This window comes from Vibrio sp. 10N.286.49.E11 (assembly GCF_041469505.1).
GTDB classification, from domain to species: domain Bacteria; phylum Pseudomonadota; class Gammaproteobacteria; order Enterobacterales; family Vibrionaceae; genus Vibrio; species Vibrio crassostreae_C.
Genome location: NZ_JBFRKQ010000025.1, coordinates 44,720 through 61,655, shown reverse-complemented (window position 1 = coordinate 61,655; position 16,936 = coordinate 44,720). Strand labels below are relative to the sequence as shown.

The window sequence follows — 16,936 nt, the reverse complement described above, 5'->3', positions numbered from 1 at the left end:
CAATGCGCTCCCTTTTTTTATCATCGAATAAGGATGTTGATATGGTATTACGTGAGTTCAAAAAACATTTCAGTCGTGGCGACCTGAAAGCAGCAATTGGTGTCGTGTCCCCTGGAGCTAATGGTTATTACTTAATGGTCAAAAGTCATAAGTGGGGAGTAAACAGCTTTCTTGAATCCGACAGAAAAATGCAACCCAGGGTATTCAAGACTCAACAAGCTTTGTTGAACGCCGCTAAAGCAATCGGTTTTTCCTACCACTCGATTGATATCCAACATTTATAATCAAGATGGTTAGATATTGGGTTGATTCTGTTATCGGTGTCGCTTCGTAAAATAACCAAACATTCAGAGCCTGAATACCACAACTCCAAAATCATCTATTTATCCACTCGATAAAAATAATTCTTACAATTAAGCGTGTTTATTCGTTAATAATATTGTTACTCAACGGCATAATAGTCATGAATCCATTCAAAGAGTTAGGTTATGTTCTACAAGCGTCTTTTGGTATTGGCTTTACCGCTTACTTTTGTGTTTTCCACCCATGCTGAAACGTTTGGTGAACGAATGGCGCGCATCGAACAAGAGAATGTACTGGCGAAAACCATGAGTGAAGAACAAGTTGAATTGATACAAAAAGTCGTACAGACCAACCACTGCGCTAAAGTGGCGTTAACCCATCACCAACGCATTTTGGGCCAATATAAGGTTGAGACATCTTCTTCTGAGTTATTCGTAAAATGGCGTCAACTCGGTAAGCAGTTAGACGCTCAATACGAGATGGATTACCCCGGCTACCCTAAGCACGCTTTTCAAGAATATCCTGCGGCTTCAGGCAAAGTCGATGGCTACCTTTTTGCTCTAATCGACAATGGTTTAAACGAGCAATCGTGGATCGCCAAAGAATTTAAGCAGTGTAAAAAGAATAAGCTCATATCCCGAACCTAAGCTCTAGTCTGCTCTGGTTCGAGAGTGCTCACTCGCATTAGTTCTAATAAAGTAAGAACAGCCCTTCATAACCGCCAATTTCTATTTCACTCACATAGTCACCAACGTTACCGTTAGCATCAACAGGTTTCATTGGAACATCCAGCGCGATGGTGAGTTTTGCCGCGTCATAAAAGCTCGGATTCTTACCGTGGAAATCCGTGCGATACAACACACGACCATTGCTGAACTCTCTCGCTAACACCATGTCCTCAGGGCCACCAGCAACCACCTGATTTTCAGATTGATACATAAAGTACGTGAACGTCGGTAGAACGTGAGTGATACCATTGGGCAGATCAGCATGCACCATTTCGTTCATCGAGGAATCGCCAACGATGGTGTAGTCAGCAGGCTGAGGTGTCGTTGTCGAAAGCATCAAAGGAATCGGCGCAAAGCCATGTGGGATTTGATGACTCGGCTCTCCCAAGTCAACGGCCAATAACGAACTGGGTTGGTAGGCGATGTTTTTAGGGACACCACTTTGCCAGAAAGTGTCAGCCGTCGTATTGCCACTTCCATAGACGTAACCATTGTTCCACTGATTAAAGTAGCTATGTTGAGCGTGTCGATTGAGGTGGTAGATCGCTAGGGTCGAGTATTGGTCTTGCTTCCAATTATCTTCACTATTTCCAAGATACTGAACTCGCCCATAACGCGTTGTCGCCTGAAAAATAACACTTTGCCCATTGTAGGCGAGCGCAGAATTATCCCAGAATTTTGAGATCCCCGAGTAACCACTAAACCCAGTAGACGGAAAAATGTAGTGCTCGCGTAAATACAGAGAGCCCGCCTCGCTAAGATGAGACTGTCCATTTCGACCCAGTAAGTTCGCGGTTCCGATATTCAACCCAATCGACGCATCACTTTCTAAAGCAGAAAGATTTTTGAGAAACGCTGAAAATTGTTGCTTGTAGAGATCATCCGCTTGATTCGAACCCGCAACAGCTCCTAACTCTTGAACATGCCCGCCAGAGTGAACATAGAACTGGTTCGAGCCAATGAGTTTATTTGTGTCGTCGTTGTACGCACCATTCAAACCTTGTCTTGCCCAGCTTTGCTTGTAGTAGCGATGAATAGCAGATAGATAATACGCGTTTGCGACGTTCGTTAGCGACCAAGATGAGTTAGCGCTCCACATTCGACCAAATGGCACCACTCTTGATTCCCAACGAAAACGTGCTGTCGCGTTCTTATTGGTTCGATTTCGATACTCGCTTGGCGACAAGTAGTTATCACCATCTAGGTCTGCAGACACATCAAAACCACGGATTTTTCGCCATTGGCTGATAGCATTGCCGTCCGGGGTTGAAGTCGGAGCATCGGTTAACTTGACGGTTGGAAAACTGTTTTTGAGTTTTACTTCTTTTAAACGCGGCCTGTCGTCGGCATTCTCACTTTGCCAACGAACTCTCACAACGTATAAGCGCCCACCATCTCTCAAAAAGGTTGAACCAAAATACTGGCCGCCGCCATAACTCGCACCGCTCCCATCATGAGTTGTAGCTCTTAACCAGTTATCCGGAAGGTTCCAGATCACCGATTGGTTTTTGGTCATATTGAGCGTTTTGTCTTTCTTTACATCAAGCCTTTCCCATTGTGAAACCCTACCCTGAGAATCAATAGCAGTTGGGTATTCAATCCAAAATTCACCGCTGCCAGCAAACTGTGAGAACTTAAAGGTCAGCCGTTCGAACTGTTCAGCATGATAGACATACAAAGCCCCACCCTGTTCGAAATTCTCAAACACATCGGCATCCCACGGAGGCTCTTGATACAACCAAAAACCAGCATGGTCTTCACTGGCTGTATAACCCAAGATCATAGGTTTTCGGTTTAAAAGGGTCTTTTCGCCATGAGTTTTATCAACTTCGGCAATGACAGTATCTTCAGAAAAGTGCAGGAAATAGTCTTCGAAATTGAGGCCTTCTAACTCAGCTTGGTTACGGAGATCGTTCTCCAACCAACCCGAGTTCATCGCCATGACTTGGTTGTACATATAACCAATTGTCGTGGCCCGCTCATTGTCGGCTTTGTCGGCATACGCTCCGAACACAATGTCACTGTTGGTAATTTCCCAATCAATGACGGCATTCGTAGATAGTGGAGAGCCCGAAAGATCAACACCAACTTCATGTTGCCCTGGCAGCACAACCGCTGTACCAACAGCAAAAGCGTAACCAGCGATTAAACATGACGGTATGAGTGCGAGCAGCCCAGAAATGTAGGTTTTCATGATTTAAATTTCCTAATCGATACTGTCATGCCTTAAATCACAAAACGAAAAGTCAGCCAACTTACGTGTCAATTTAGGAATCAAAATACGAAAAAAGTATCGACTACATGGCTCTATTGTTCAAGTGCTCGTCTGTCTTGTTTCATCGGTGGCAAGTAAAACGAGCAAATGCCGATTCAAAATCAATGCATTAAGGAAAATATAAGTTTTTGTGATTTTAATTTTATTTGGAAACCAAGTATCTCCGGCTAACGAGAAATCAGCTCAGATTTTCTCAAAATGAGAATAATACGGTTTGGAAGATGAGAAGTTATCAGAGCCTAGAACTCAGAATAGGACTTGGATTTGCTGTATCGAATCTCAGTTTGAGCGCCACACTATTGAAACTCAATTTGGATAGGCTGTCTAAACAAGAACGATGACAACGCTCCTTAAAGCCTCTTGTTCCACTTCCCTTGATGGTCGCGATCGCAATTTTCTTGCGTATCGTAGCTAACATGCTTATCGATATTCTTCAGTTGAATTCCAACTTGATTGAACGCTTGTTGAATAGCCCCTGAGACACTCTGTTGACCTTCGCCACTTAAGAAGTTCGTTCTATCCTGATTGGTATCGAATACACAGACAATTTTCAAACTTTGCGGAAAAGATGAGAAGTTGACCGAGTGAGTCACCCATAAAAAACCATCGAAGCCTTTCAGCGTGTCTTCACAAACGTCAGTTAACACGTCTCTGATTTGATTCTCGATTTTCTTATCTGATTTACGCATGCGGCAAAGGTCCTATTTAACACCTTAAAAAATAAGGTTTTTCGGTCAGTTTCGTACTACCTGATATTGGACACTGTGGCGGTTTCAAATGCAAAGTATTTATTGGGGAGAGTCGACTGGAAGATATAGAGGAAACGCCTCATGTTTGATAGCTTACGAGGCGATCAAACATGAGACGAGTATAGAATTTACTAAAACATTAGCTCGCCGCTTGTTCCCAATCAGTTAATAACTTCATGATTACGCGAGAGTCTTGGTGGGTTGCCATTGGCTCATCAAGCGCTTGCCAAGATCAGAGGGCGTGGTGTTATGGACGATCATCTCATCACATTGGTTGAACACCATGAAGTGTTTAAGCTCATCGCATAAGGCGTGAATTAATGATTCATGGTTTTTGATTCGATCTTCAACAACCAAGTTACGGATATTGAGCAAACCACTCTTCCTGTCGACCTTGCAATCCATTCGTGCCACCAGCTCACCTTGCCACAGAATCGGTAAGCTAAAATAACCAAACTGACGCTTGGCCTCTGGAACATAGCATTCTAGGAGGTAATCAAAGTTGAACAATGATTGCATTCGCTTTCGTTGAATCAGCAGGTTATCAAACGGAGACAGTATCTTAAGCTTGGTTCTGGAAAGAGGTTGATTCAGCAATTCAAAAGCACCTGGCAGGACATAGTAATCAGAGCCTTGAATATCTACTTTCAGAACCTGCTTATCTTCAAGCATCTGTTGGAGTGCTCTCTGAATCAAAGGCTTTGTGTTCTTGAGTAGGTAGCTCATTTCCGACGCTATTCCAACTCCGTTAGCCTCTAAATAACGCTTTATGAGATGCTCGATGTACTCTTGTTCTGTCGGCTCAGAGGTATCAATTCCGCTCGGTAAAACTCGCTCGGTTAGGTCATACACCTTATGAAAGTTAACTCGGCTTGGCACCATTAAGTCGCCTTGCATGAACAATGTTTCTAATGCTTGCTTGGCCGGTTTACCGCCCCAACCGCCGGGGTTTGGCCTATCCCCTTCAAAATCTTTCGCCATCAACGGCCCTTCATTCTCAATACGTTTGAGAACATGAGCCATCAGTGCGTCATCCTTTTTATACCAATACCTGAGCTTACCGCTCGCAAAGCCATTCTTGCGGTGTAGGCTGAATCGGAAGTCACGCATGGGTAAATACGCGGCGGCATGCGACCAATACTCAAATACTTCTCGACGCTCTAACAGCTTATCAAGATGGTTCAGTTGGTAATCTTGATTGCGATTCCAAAGCGTGTGGTGGTGAGCTCGCTGAATCACAGAGATGGTATCAATTTGCACATAGCCAAGGTTTTCAATCGCAGACAACGTGTTCGCCAAAGCGCCCCCATTGCGTTGCTTTTTAGGGGGTAATTTCTTAGGCGGAAGCTTTTGCGAAAGCAGTACCATTTTTTGCGCTTGAGCGAGTGACAGTGATTCCATGAAATTCAGACTCTAATTGATACCAATGATCCGTTTATGATTCAGCAATAAGCTCTTGAAGAATCTGCTTGTAGGTTTCTACCGTCTGCGCGCCCGTTACTGCACTCTTACGGTTGAACACCACAGTAGGAACCGCAGAGATCCCCATGCGTTGCCATTCAAACTCTTGCGCTTCAATTTGCTTCAAGTTGTCGGTGTTCTTTAGGCGCTTCAGTGCCTTCGTTGAGTCTAAGCCAACCGCTTCAAGCTCTTGTGCAATGACTTCAAGATCGGACAGGTCTTTTTGCTCTGTGAAGTGAGCAGCAAAGAAGCGTAGCTTTAACTCAGTCTGTTTGCCGTGCGCTAGTGCAAAATCGAGAAGTACATGTAGATGACGTGAATTGACCATTCTCATACTGTCATAGAAATTGAAATCGAAACCAACCGCTTGGCCGCGAGCCGAAAGCTGTTCTCGTGAACGTTGGCTCTCTTCTGCGCTAGAACCGTATTTTCTCATGATATGGGCACGCAGGTTTTCGCCCTCTTGCGGCATGTCAGGGTTAAGCTCAAACGGCTGCCATTCAAGTTCAATCTGGTCTTCTAAACCAAGTTCCGCAACGGCTAGCTCTAAGTTTTTGTAACCGACTACGCACCACGGGCACATTACGTCAGAAATAATATCAAGTTGAAGTTTCTTGCTCATAATCATTCCAAATATCGTTACTAAGGCGTATCCAATTCAAAGTGAATACCCATCTTTCTGGTTAGACTACAACAAGCTGAACACTCGTTCAAATTTAACTCAATACAACAGCAGCCAACAAAAAAGCCAACTCATTTTCATGAGTTGGCTTTGATAAAAATCGAATCTAGCTTAAGAGCGTTACGCTAGCAACTTCTCAAGTACTTGGAACACACCCGCGTCAACGTTACTTGGCGCGCCAAAACGCGCGATCTCTTTTAACTTTGGATGCGCGTTTTCCATCGCGTAAGAGTGGTAGCTCTCTTTAAGCATTTCCAAGTCATTTAGGTAATCACCAAAGCTCATGGTCTGCTCGTAAGTGAAACCTAATGTGTTCTGTAGATGTTTAATCGCCGCACCTTTTGACGCTTCAGCGTTCATCACATCTAACCAAATTTTTGCGCTTACAACCACTTGGTAGTTCTCACCGAATTTGGCATCAATAGTTGGGTTCACTTTCTCTTGTGAACCGTCGAAGTGACAGATAGCCACCTTGATGAAATCGTCTTCTACCGCCAGTAAGTCTTCTACTTGCTCACGGCGATGGTAGTACTTAGAGATCTCCGCCAGAGCACGCTCATCTTTGGTTTCGATGTATGCCGATTTCTTACCGCATAGCACCACATGCGCGCCTTCAATAGCTCGAGCTTCTTTAATGATCTCTTTAATGGCATCGGTATCAAGCAAGCAGCTGTAAAGTTCTTGGCCTTTGTGCATCACTAATGTGCCGTTTTCAGCAATAAACATCATGCGATCTTTAAGCGGGGAAAATGTTTCTAGCAAGCTGTAATACTGGCGGCCAGACGCGGCAGCAAAAATAATATCTTGCGCTTCTAAGCGCTCATAAAGATTGAAAAACTCAGGGTCGAGCTTTCCATGCTCATCGAGTAAGGTGCCATCCATATCAGTCGCGATAAATTTGATGTTTTGTTGGGGCATGTCGGGCGTACCTATTATTGGATTATGATCATTCGTTATCTTGAGTAACGGTTCTGGGTTCGATTATATCGCTAGAGTCGCTGGTGAATACAATGCTTATTTTACCGCCTGTCAGTCACTGTTTCACATCTTTCCAAGGCAAACGCTAACAGAAGCGCATTCCAGTTTGAAGGGTTAAGTCCTACATACAAGATGTGCGTTAGATCACACTCCACTATATTCTTTCCCGTCTCTCCATCACTTTATTCCGACCACAGTCATTATGATTTTAGCTATTATTACGACCTTGCTTTGCATCGTTACCGTCAAGTTTCTAATCACACTTGCGAACTTAGAGCGCCATCGTATTCACATTGAACCTAAAATATCGTTCAAAAGAACTGAGTGGCCGACTGTTTCCGTCATTATTCCTGCGCGAAATGAAGAAGACAATATTGAAATCAGCCTTGGCTCTCTATTGAAGCAGAGCTACCCAAAAGACAAGTTTGAAGTCATTGTTGTTGATGACTTTTCTACTGACTCAACCCGTGCAAAAGTAGAAGCATTGATCAGTAAGTTCGACGTTAACGCGCGCTGTATTTCAGGTAGAACGTTACCGACCGGATGGCTTGGTAAGAGCAATGCATGTATGGCTGGCGCACTCAACGCGAGCGGTGAATATGTGTATTTCATTGATGCAGATACCGATTCAGCACCCGCGATGCTACAGAGCGTTATCGACTTTGCTATCCAACAAAAAACTGATCTTTTATCGTTTAATCCAAAACAAACTTTTGCGTCTGTGGCAGAAAAAGCGACCTTGCCGGGCATCTTTCTATCGATCGCATCTTATATGAACTTTAAAAACTCGAACGACATGACTAAGGAAGAAGCGATTGCTAACGGTCAGGCGATGTTGTTTACCCGAAAATCCTACGACGCAGTCGGTGGACACGCCGCAGTAGCAAACGCGATATCGGAAGACATCGCCTTTGCAAAAGTCATGAAGGTCAATGGATTTAAGATTTTCTGGGCATTTGCAGACAAACTAATGAGTACGCACATGTATTCAGACTTCAACTCAATCTGGGCTGGCTTTTCCAAAAACATGAATCTTATTGTGAATTGTCAATCGCAAGCACAAGCTTTAAAAGTCTTCATCAAAGCCAACATCATCGCATGGGCGGGACCGCTTTTGATGCTGGTATCGGCGAACGCCTTCATCAGTGACATGTCTGCCATTCATGCTTATTCGCTCATTGTCAGCTTTGTGATGCTCTTGGTGTCGATCGTCACCTACTTCATTTTGGTTAAGGAACTGTTTGTTCCCGCAAAATTTGCGTTAACCGTACCCTTCGGTATTTGTGTTCAAAGCCTACTCGTGCTGAACAGTTACCGCTTATCTAAAACCAATAAAATCAGCTGGAAAGGGCGCTCATTAACATGATGAATAAGATTATTACTTTGCTTCTTCTTGCTTGTTCAGTTTCGGTGTTTGCATCAGACACCGATGGCTGGTCACTGGCACGCGATAAAAAAGGCATCGAGGTTTATAACCGTAAAATTGAAGGCAGTCACTTTAAAGAATTTCGAGCAGAAGGCGACATCAACGCGTCCCTCACTTCTATTATCGCACTCTTTATCGATACCTCTGTTGGCACGCAATGGGTAGAAAACATCGATGACATGGAAGAAATAGAGCATTTTAGTGCGGCGCACACGATCACCAAAACCTATACCAAGGCACCTTGGCCAGTTGCCGATCGTGAAGCTATCGTAGAGAACGTCATCACTCAAGATCCAGAGACGATGGTTGTCACCATTGATCAGCATGGTAGGCCTGATTACCTGCCAAACAATAATAAAAAAATCATCAGAGTGGCTGAATTAGAGGCGAGTTGGATCCTGACACCAATCGACGAAAACACCACCCATATCTCTTATCGAGTATTGAGTGATCCAGGTGGCGATATTCCGTATTGGCTCATTAACATGGTGGCCGTTTCTCAGCCTTACAACACGCTTCGCGGGTTATCTAAGATGTTGGATTCTGGTGAGTACACCGATCGTCGCCTTGATTTCATCGAGAACTACACGTCACTTTAACAATGCAATGAATACTCTAGAGGTCTATATTGTGAAATTTCCATTCTCTCCAATCGCAGCGATATTGCTTGTAGCATCAAGTTCAGTATTTGCTAATCAAATTATTGTCGATACTAAAGGTGTTGATGAAACACAGTATCACGCCGATCTGTATGAATGTGAGCAATACGCTCAACAAGTGAAGCCTGAAGAGGTCGATTCTCTTGGCAGCGATATTGTCGGTTCAACCGCTAAGGGTGCAGCGCTGGGTGCGGTTGGTGGAGCCGTCTCTGGCGGGAGTGGTCATGATGGTGCAAAAATTGGTGCTGGCATCGGTATTATCAGCGGCGCTTTAAAGCACGGTGCTCAAAAAAGACAATCCGCCGAGCTATCTGAGCAGCAGAAGTTTCAAGTGAATCGTAACTGTATGATCAACCGAGGCTATACCGTTCTTAACTAGCGGATAACCGAGCAAAATGGCGTTTAATCGATGTTCACGCCATTTTGCGTAGCTGAGTCAAAGCAGAGTTCAACCATAGTCCCTGAATCGCCACCTTAAAGTTCGTTCAAATAGACAGTGAGCATTGACCCCTATTTAAAATAGGCTTATCATTAATCGTCTTTTAACGATTAATGAAAGTGAGACGTCAATATGAACTCAACTTGCTCGACATCTGGTGGCTGTTCTCTGCCCATCGAACACGGTGATGCTAAAGCAGAAAAGCAAATGGCCGCACTGGCGAAAGCACTCGCTCACCCAGCAAGAATACGTATATTGAGTATCCTCTCCACGTTAGAAAAATCGGGCGGCTGCTTGAACAGTGATCTAGTGAGTGAATTGGGTTTAGCTCAATCAACGGTATCAGAGCACTTAAGAATATTGAAAGCCTCAGGTTTTATTACGGCTGAGTCGATTCCTCCGAAGATGTGTTACCGCATCGACCGCGACAATATTCAACGCTTCGAATCGATATTTAACAGCATTTTAAAATAGAAGTTCACGCTTGAATGATCGGCTTTGATAGCCTTTACTTTTAAGCGTGTTTTTTTGCCACAACCAATCGTTTTTCGACGATTTACGATGTCAACTAAGAGAGATTATCATGAAACCAAAGTTAGGTTTTCTAGATCGCTACTTAACACTGTGGATTTTTATTGCCATGGGCCTTGGTGTACTACTCGGCACCCTATTCCCACAGATCGAACAGTGGAACGATTCAATGTCTGTTGGCACCACTAACATTCCGCTTGCGGTTGGCCTTATCTTAATGATGTACCCACCTCTGGCTAAGGTTAACTACAACCTGCTAGGCACTGTGGTAAAAGATAAGAAAGCCATTAAGCTCTCTTTGATCATGAACTGGATCGTTGGTCCAATTCTGATGTTTGTATTGGCACTAACTTTCTTGGGAGACCACCCAGGTTACATGATTGGGGTGATTCTGATTGGTCTTGCTCGTTGTGTGGCGATGGTTCTGGTTTGGAACGACATCGGCGGCGGTAACAAAGAGTACGGCGCGGCATTGGTTGCTCTAAACAGTGCATTCCAAGTGGTGAGCTACAGCTTTATGGCGTGGTTGTTCATCAGCGTTCTTCCACCAGTATTTGGTTACGAAGGCATGTTGGTTGATATCTCGATGATCGACATTGCACACAGTGTACTTATCTACCTAGGTATCCCATTCCTAGCGGGCTTCCTAAGCCGTAAGATCCTTGTGTCGATGAAAGGCGAGCAGTGGTACAACGACGTATTTATTCCACGCATCTCTCCAATCACACTGATTGCACTACTGGCGACTATCGTTCTGATGTTCAGCCTGAAAGGTGAAATGATTGTTGAACTGCCAATGGACGTTCTATTAATTGCGGTTCCACTGACTATCTACTTCACTGCGATGTTCTTTATCAGTTTCTTCATTGGTAAGAAGATGGGTATTGAATACGACAAGAACGCATCAATTGCATTCACAGCGACAGGTAACAACTTCGAGCTAGCGATTGCCGTGGCTATCTCAGTATTCGGTATCAACTCAGACCAAGCGTTTGCAGGCGTTATCGGTCCACTGATTGAAGTCCCTGTGCTGATTTACCTTGTGAACGTGGCGCTTAAGATGAAAGACAAGTACTACAACGGTCAGACGGTTAAACCTAGCGTATAGCATCTACGTCTACACCTAGAACTAGAACTAACAAAAAGCAGCATCACTTTGAACAGAAAGGCTCACACGTTAAACGGTGAGCCTTTTCTTTATTCAGTTTCGTCTAATAGGCCTTTCAATGCTTGTTCAAGCCAAAGTAATGCAGGACCTTTTGAGCGTGTTTTAGACAGAACAAGATCAACCGGAGGCGACCAAGTTTTATGGTCAAATGACACATTCACCTCTACCAAGCGCTGTTTAATAAGCTCTTCTTCAACAAGGTGTTTCGGTAAGTATGCCCAACCGATATCGCTACCAAGAATCATCTCTTTAATGACGATAAAGCTGTTTGACCACCATACCTTTCCGGCAATCAGCGGAAACTGATCCATCACCTGACCTTTGTCTCCCCTCAACATTAACTGACGATGCGGGAGTAAGTCAGAGAGTTTCACCACACCTGTTTTTGCGAGCGCATGACTTGGATGACACACAGCAATAAACGGTAAGTGACCGATAAAGCAAGGCTCAGAACCGACATCAAAAGCCAAGTTAGTAAACATTAATCCAATGTCGGCCCTCTCTTCGATAATTAACGGATTGACCTCTGTCGTGGTACACGCAACCAGTTCCACTTCAGTCGCAGGGAATTGTTGACTGAACTGACTAAGGATCTTAGATAGATTCGGGACCAATAGTGAATCATCTAATGCAATTTTGATGAGCCCCTCCTCACCACTGCCCATCGCACTAACCGTCACATTCAGATCTTCAACCTGAAGCACGATCGCTTTCACCTGTTTAAATAACTGCTCGCCCGCTTTGGTTAGTGAAGGCTTTCGAGTCGAACGATCAAAAAGCTCAACATTAAAATCTATTTCAAGATTACTGATGCCTTGGCTCACCGCCGACTGCACCTTCCCCAAATGACGAGCACTGGCAGAAAATGACCCTAATTCAACGGCATACACAAACATTTTCAGTTGTTCAATGTTGTACATTCGGTGTCTCCCAAAACTTACTATCACTATATGTGATGCTAACTATCTTTATATTATCACTTAAGTAGATATTATTTAGCCAAGTCATTAGCCCATCGGCGGCTATTTAATCGTAAAGAGAGTTAGAAAAATGTCACATAAAGAACGCATGTTGCACATGGTGCTATTTGAATTGGTTGCTTTGGTTTTGATGGCAGGGCTTGGAACCTATATTACAGGAAACGGCGCAGGTGAAATGGCAGGCTTAGCGCTCGCAATATCATTGATAGCGATGGCTTGGAACTACGTTTACAACTATGGCTACGACAAAATTTACGGAGCAGACCGAAGCAAAAGAACCAAGAAAACACGTGTTCTGCACGGATTAGGTTTTGAGCTTGGCTTAATGACAGTGACTCTACCTGTCTTGATGTGGGTTCTACAACTCGATTTCCTAACCGTACTGATCATGGACATCGGCCTAGTTATTTTCTTCGTACTTTACGCGATAGCGTTCAACTGGGCGTATGACTCGGTTCGATATCAATTGGTTGCGAAAGGAAAAGTGGCAGCTCTGGTTTAGAGCGGTAAGTTCGTCTCGTATAACAAGAACATACACCCAAATGAAAACTGCCAAACTACAAAATAGTTGGCAGTTTATTCATTTATGCATATAAGCTCATTTGTTAACTCCCTTGTTACATAGCAAAAACATCACACAGCCCTCCCTAATTAAGTCTAATAATCCGCCACTCACGAAGTAGCATCACAAATCCAAACATAAACTCCTCGTACCAGTTGCGCATTCATTTACATATAGGTAGTTTGAGCGGCTTCGCAACCTATCAATTCGAGCAATGACGTTCATGCGAGCATCTTTTTCGAGCAAAAGTGTTCGGATTAACATTTCAAGTGACTTTAATTAACAATTTTATGCTCAAACGCTCACTTTTGATGTTCGTTTATTTTCGAGTTCGCAAATATATGCACAATACACGTGCTAGATAAGCAAAACTAAAAAGGACTCGAACATGACAACAAACAAACACCCTTCTTTATTTGGGCAATGCTTGGCTGAATTTATCGGCACAGGATTACTCATATTCTTCGGCGTTGGCTGTGTGGCAGCACTGGTACTAACTGGTGCGACATTCGGACAATGGGAAATCAGCATCATCTGGGGCTTCGGTGTTGCGATTGCAATTTACTGTACTGCCGGCGTTTCAGGCGCACACATCAACCCAGCCGTAACGATTGCACTGGCCATGTTCCATGGCTTTGATAAAGCGAAAGTGGTGCCTTACATCATTTCGCAACTGCTTGGCGCTTTCTGCTCTGCAGCATTGGTTTACAGCCTGTACAGCAACCTATTTACTGACTACGAAATCGCACATAACTTCGTTCGTAGCAGCCAAGACGCACTATCAACTGCTGGTATCTTCTCGACTTACCCACATGCTTCACTTTCTTTCTTCGGCGCTTTTGCTGTGGAATTCGTGATTACTGCAGTGTTGATGTTTGCCATTTTAGCGTTAGGTGATGAGAACAACGGCGCATCTCGCGGTGCAATGAACCCTCTACTGATCGGTATTCTTATCGCGGTTATCGGTGGTTCTTTAGGTCCACTAACTGGCTTTGCTATGAACCCTGCACGTGACTTCGGACCAAAACTTTTCGCTTACTTTGCAGGTTGGGATTTTGCATTGACTGGTGCTCGTGATATTCCTTACTTCATCGTTCCAATTCTTGCTCCTATCGCTGGTGCGTGTTTTGGTGGCTGGTTGTACCCACGTGTTATTGGTGCTCACCTACCAGTGGAAGGCCATGGCTGCACAATTCCAAACCAATGTGAAACAGAAGAAGAAGCTGAACAAGCTCAAGCTTAACCCCAAGCGACCTTACATTTACTAAAATATAAATAACGGAACAAAAAGGATTCTTACCATGACCGAGCAAAAATACATTGTTGCCCTAGACCAAGGCACTACAAGCTCTCGCGCTGTAATCCTCGATCACGATGCAAACATCGTAAGCTCTTCTCAACGAGAATTTACTCAAATTTATCCAAAGGCTGGCTGGGTTGAGCATGATCCAATGGAAATCTGGGCGACTCAAAGCTCTACATTGGTTGAAGCGCTGGCTAAAGCAGGCATCCGCAGCGATGAGCTAGCGGGCATTGGTATCACTAACCAACGTGAAACCACCATTGTTTGGAACAAAGAGACAGGTAAGCCGGTTTATAACGCCATCGTATGGCAATGTCGTCGTACTGCAGAAATTTGTGAAGAACTTAAAGAACGTGGCCTAGAAGACTACGTGCGTGACAATACAGGTTTAGTCCTTGACCCGTATTTCTCAGGTACAAAAGTAAAATGGATTCTAGACAACGTTGAAGGCGCTCGCGAAGACGCTGAAGCAGGTAAGCTACTGTTCGGTACGGTTGATACTTGGTTGGTTTGGAAGATGACTCAAGGCCGTGTACACGTTACGGATTACACTAACGCATCACGTACTATGTTGTTTAACATCAACGACCTATGCTGGGACAGCAAGCTACTAGACGAGATGGGTATTCCAGCATCAATGATGCCTGAAGTGAAACGCTCTTCTGAAGTTTACGGCCAAACGAACCTTGGTGGTAAAGGCGGTACTCGTATTCCAATCGCTGGTATTGCGGGTGACCAACAAGCAGCGCTTTACGGTCAAATGTGTGTTGAAGCTGGTCAAGCGAAAAACACATACGGCACGGGCTGTTTCCTACTGATGAACACAGGCCAAGAGAAAGTAACATCGAAGAACGGCCTATTAACGACATTAGCATGTGGTCCTACAGGCGAACCAGCTTATGCACTTGAAGGTGCGGTATTCATGGGTGGCGCATCTATCCAATGGTTACGTGATGAAATGAAGCTACTGGCTGGCGCAGAAGACTCTGAGTACTTCGCAACTAAAGTAGATACGTCAAACGGTGTTTACGTTGTTCCAGCCTTTACTGGTCTGGGCGCACCATACTGGGATGCTTACGCTCGCGGTACGATTGTTGGCTTAACACGTGGCGTTAACTCTAACCACATCATCCGTGCAACACTGGAAGGTATTGCTTACCAAACTCGTGACGTATTGGATGCGATGCAAGCGGACTCTGGCATCAAGCTAGCAAACCTACGTGTTGATGGTGGTGCAGTAGCGAACAACTTCCTAATGCAATTCCAATCAGACGTACTAGATACAGAAGTTCACCGTCCTGAAGTAACTGAAGTAACGGCTCTGGGTGCAGCATACCTTGCTGGTCTAGCAGTTGGTTTCTGGGACAGCATCGATGAGCTTCAAGACAAAGCAGTACTAGACCGTACGTTCTTGCCACACCACGATGAAGAAAAGCGTAACCGCCGTTACAAAGGTTGGAAGCGTGCTATCAAGTGTGCACAAGTTTGGTCTGAACTGCACGATGACGACGAAGAGTAAAATCGAGCGTTCGAATAATCACTCTCTTATCGATTGAATTGTTCGTTCCTCAGTAAACGAAACTAAAAAGAGCACTATTTTGTGCTCTTTTTTGCGTTTGGAGCCAATTTTTCATGTTTTGATCAACGTTTTTGCGGTTTGGACATAATTCCTTACCATCATTACTTCTCTCTCCTCATCAATTCGAGCACAATAGCGCGAGTTAATATTTTCGATTGTGACGCGCTAGAACCCATAGCGTGCAGGGAGTGGTAAGTTAAGTGAAGCAGATACCAAGACACCAGCAGATTGTAGACCTGGTAAAAACACAAGGATATGTGAGCACAGAAGAGCTCGTTGAAAAATTCGATGTCAGCCCACAAACCATCAGACGAGACCTCAATGAGCTGGCTGATAGCAACAAAATCCGTCGTTATCACGGTGGTGCAACCATTCCTCTTAGCTCAGAAAACACCTCTTACAACACGCGTAAAGCGCTTAACTTCAATGAAAAAGATGTGATTGCCGACGAGCTGGTAAAACACATTCCAGATGGTGCAACCTTGTTCGTTGATATCGGCACCACACCAGAATTCGTGGCACGCGCGCTGAACAAAAACCACAAACAACTCAGAGTCGTGACTAACAACATCAACGTTGCCAGTATCCTGCTACCAAACCCAGAGATAAAAGTTATCTTGGCAGGTGGCGAGGTAAGAAACCGTGATGGCGGTATCGTGGGTGAAGCAACACTCGATTTCGTGAAGCAGTTCCGCCTCGACTTCGGTATTCTAGGGATCAGCGGTATCGACTTTGACGGCTCACTGCTTGATTTTGACTACCATGAAGTTCGAGTGAAGCAAGCCATCATCGAAAACAGCCGCAGCATCTTCCTGGCAGTCGACCACAGTAAGTTTGGTCGTAACGCAATGGTTAAGCTGGGTAACATCTCTCAAGCACACATGGTGTTCACCAATAAACAGCCACCAGAAGAGATCCTGAACATCCTTAAAGATTCAGATATTCCATTAGAAGTTATCGAGACCGCGTCTCAACCACTAGCGTCGGACGAATAAAAAAACGCTCAGAAATCATGTTCATTAAAAGAGCCCATTATTGGTAGATCACTTTATCGATAATGGGCTTTTTTGTTACTTAGAAAGTCGCACTTCAACATGAACAGTATCACTTCTA

At 44.3% G+C, this 16,936-nt stretch carries 17 protein-coding genes; 11 read left to right on the top strand and 6 right to left on the bottom strand.

Going from position 1 to position 16,936, the window contains the following annotated elements:
• Positions 1–41 precede the first annotated feature (41 nt).
• Both AB4167_RS04265 and AB4167_RS04260 read left to right on the top strand, forming a co-directional pair.
• The gene (locus AB4167_RS04265) at positions 42–284 is read left to right on the top strand and encodes a hypothetical protein (RefSeq protein ID WP_017064006.1); all 243 of its coding nucleotides are present in this window, start codon (positions 42–44) and stop codon (positions 282–284) included.
• A 204-nt stretch (positions 285–488) separates the two neighbouring features.
• Entirely contained in the window at positions 489–950 is a 462-nt protein-coding gene (locus AB4167_RS04260; protein WP_017069722.1) for a hypothetical protein, read from the top strand.
• Between the two features lie 43 nt (positions 951–993).
• On the opposite strand, the gene AB4167_RS04255 is transcribed toward AB4167_RS04260, so the two are convergent.
• The 5 genes from AB4167_RS04255 to AB4167_RS04235 form a co-directional block, all read right to left on the bottom strand.
• Entirely contained in the window at positions 994–3,225 is a 2,232-nt protein-coding gene (locus AB4167_RS04255) for a hypothetical protein (protein WP_372136181.1), read from the bottom strand.
• A 431-nt stretch (positions 3,226–3,656) separates the two neighbouring features.
• The gene (locus AB4167_RS04250) at positions 3,657–3,995 is read right to left on the bottom strand and encodes a hypothetical protein (RefSeq protein WP_017060926.1); all 339 of its coding nucleotides are present in this window, start codon (positions 3,993–3,995) and stop codon (positions 3,657–3,659) included.
• Positions 3,996–4,235: 240 nt separating this feature from the next.
• On the bottom strand, positions 4,236–5,456 hold the full coding sequence (locus AB4167_RS04245; RefSeq protein WP_372136180.1) for a winged helix-turn-helix domain-containing protein: 1,221 nt from the start codon (positions 5,454–5,456) through the stop codon (positions 4,236–4,238).
• Between the two features lie 34 nt (positions 5,457–5,490).
• Positions 5,491–6,138 carry a DsbA family oxidoreductase gene (locus AB4167_RS04240; protein WP_017060931.1) on the bottom strand — a complete coding sequence of 216 codons (648 nt, stop codon included), beginning with the start codon at positions 6,136–6,138 and terminating at the stop codon, positions 5,491–5,493.
• Between the two features lie 180 nt (positions 6,139–6,318).
• Positions 6,319–7,116 (bottom strand): Cof-type HAD-IIB family hydrolase, encoded by a 798-nt coding sequence (locus AB4167_RS04235; protein WP_017069716.1) that lies wholly within the window; start codon positions 7,114–7,116, stop codon positions 6,319–6,321.
• A 262-nt stretch (positions 7,117–7,378) separates the two neighbouring features.
• Here AB4167_RS04235 and AB4167_RS04230 point away from each other — a divergent pair, with 262 nt between their 5' ends.
• The 5 genes from AB4167_RS04230 to arsB all read left to right on the top strand — a co-directional run bounded on the left by AB4167_RS04230 (position 7,379) and on the right by arsB (position 11,339).
• The gene (locus AB4167_RS04230; RefSeq protein WP_372136179.1) at positions 7,379–8,542 is read left to right on the top strand and encodes a glycosyltransferase family 2 protein; all 1,164 of its coding nucleotides are present in this window, start codon (positions 7,379–7,381) and stop codon (positions 8,540–8,542) included.
• The gene (locus AB4167_RS04225) at positions 8,539–9,201 is read left to right on the top strand and encodes an START domain-containing protein (protein WP_065583761.1); all 663 of its coding nucleotides are present in this window, start codon (positions 8,539–8,541) and stop codon (positions 9,199–9,201) included. The genes AB4167_RS04230 and AB4167_RS04225 overlap by 4 nt, the downstream gene beginning before the upstream one ends.
• A 31-nt stretch (positions 9,202–9,232) precedes the next feature.
• Positions 9,233–9,640 carry a glycine zipper family protein gene (locus tag AB4167_RS04220; protein WP_029235181.1) on the top strand — a complete coding sequence of 136 codons (408 nt, stop codon included), beginning with the start codon at positions 9,233–9,235 and terminating at the stop codon, positions 9,638–9,640.
• Positions 9,641–9,832: 192 nt separating this feature from the next.
• Positions 9,833–10,174 (top strand): helix-turn-helix transcriptional regulator, encoded by a 342-nt coding sequence (locus AB4167_RS04215; protein WP_017064015.1) that lies wholly within the window; start codon positions 9,833–9,835, stop codon positions 10,172–10,174.
• A 109-nt stretch (positions 10,175–10,283) separates the two neighbouring features.
• Positions 10,284–11,339 carry an ACR3 family arsenite efflux transporter gene (gene arsB, locus AB4167_RS04210; RefSeq protein ID WP_372136178.1) on the top strand — a complete coding sequence of 352 codons (1,056 nt, stop codon included), beginning with the start codon at positions 10,284–10,286 and terminating at the stop codon, positions 11,337–11,339.
• A gap of 89 nt (positions 11,340–11,428) precedes the next feature.
• Here arsB and AB4167_RS04205 read toward each other — a convergent pair whose 3' ends face one another.
• A complete protein-coding gene (locus AB4167_RS04205; protein WP_136982432.1) occupies positions 11,429–12,319 on the bottom strand; it encodes a LysR family transcriptional regulator in 891 nt (296 codons plus the stop codon).
• A 130-nt stretch (positions 12,320–12,449) separates the two neighbouring features.
• Here AB4167_RS04205 and AB4167_RS04200 point away from each other — a divergent pair, with 130 nt between their 5' ends.
• The 4 genes from AB4167_RS04200 to AB4167_RS04185 all read left to right on the top strand — a co-directional run bounded on the left by AB4167_RS04200 (position 12,450) and on the right by AB4167_RS04185 (position 16,818).
• Positions 12,450–12,881 carry a PACE efflux transporter gene (locus tag AB4167_RS04200; RefSeq protein WP_136982433.1) on the top strand — a complete coding sequence of 144 codons (432 nt, stop codon included), beginning with the start codon at positions 12,450–12,452 and terminating at the stop codon, positions 12,879–12,881.
• Between the two features lie 448 nt (positions 12,882–13,329).
• Positions 13,330–14,184, top strand: coding sequence for an MIP/aquaporin family protein (locus AB4167_RS04195; protein WP_017069711.1), 855 nt, complete (start codon positions 13,330–13,332; stop codon positions 14,182–14,184).
• Positions 14,185–14,242: 58 nt separating this feature from the next.
• Complete coding sequence (gene glpK, locus AB4167_RS04190; RefSeq protein ID WP_008215951.1) at positions 14,243–15,763, top strand: glycerol kinase GlpK; 1,521 nt, start codon at positions 14,243–14,245, stop codon at positions 15,761–15,763.
• A 260-nt stretch (positions 15,764–16,023) separates the two neighbouring features.
• Positions 16,024–16,818, top strand: coding sequence for a DeoR/GlpR family transcriptional regulator (locus AB4167_RS04185; protein ID WP_372136177.1), 795 nt, complete (start codon positions 16,024–16,026; stop codon positions 16,816–16,818).
• Positions 16,819–16,936 lie beyond the last annotated feature (118 nt).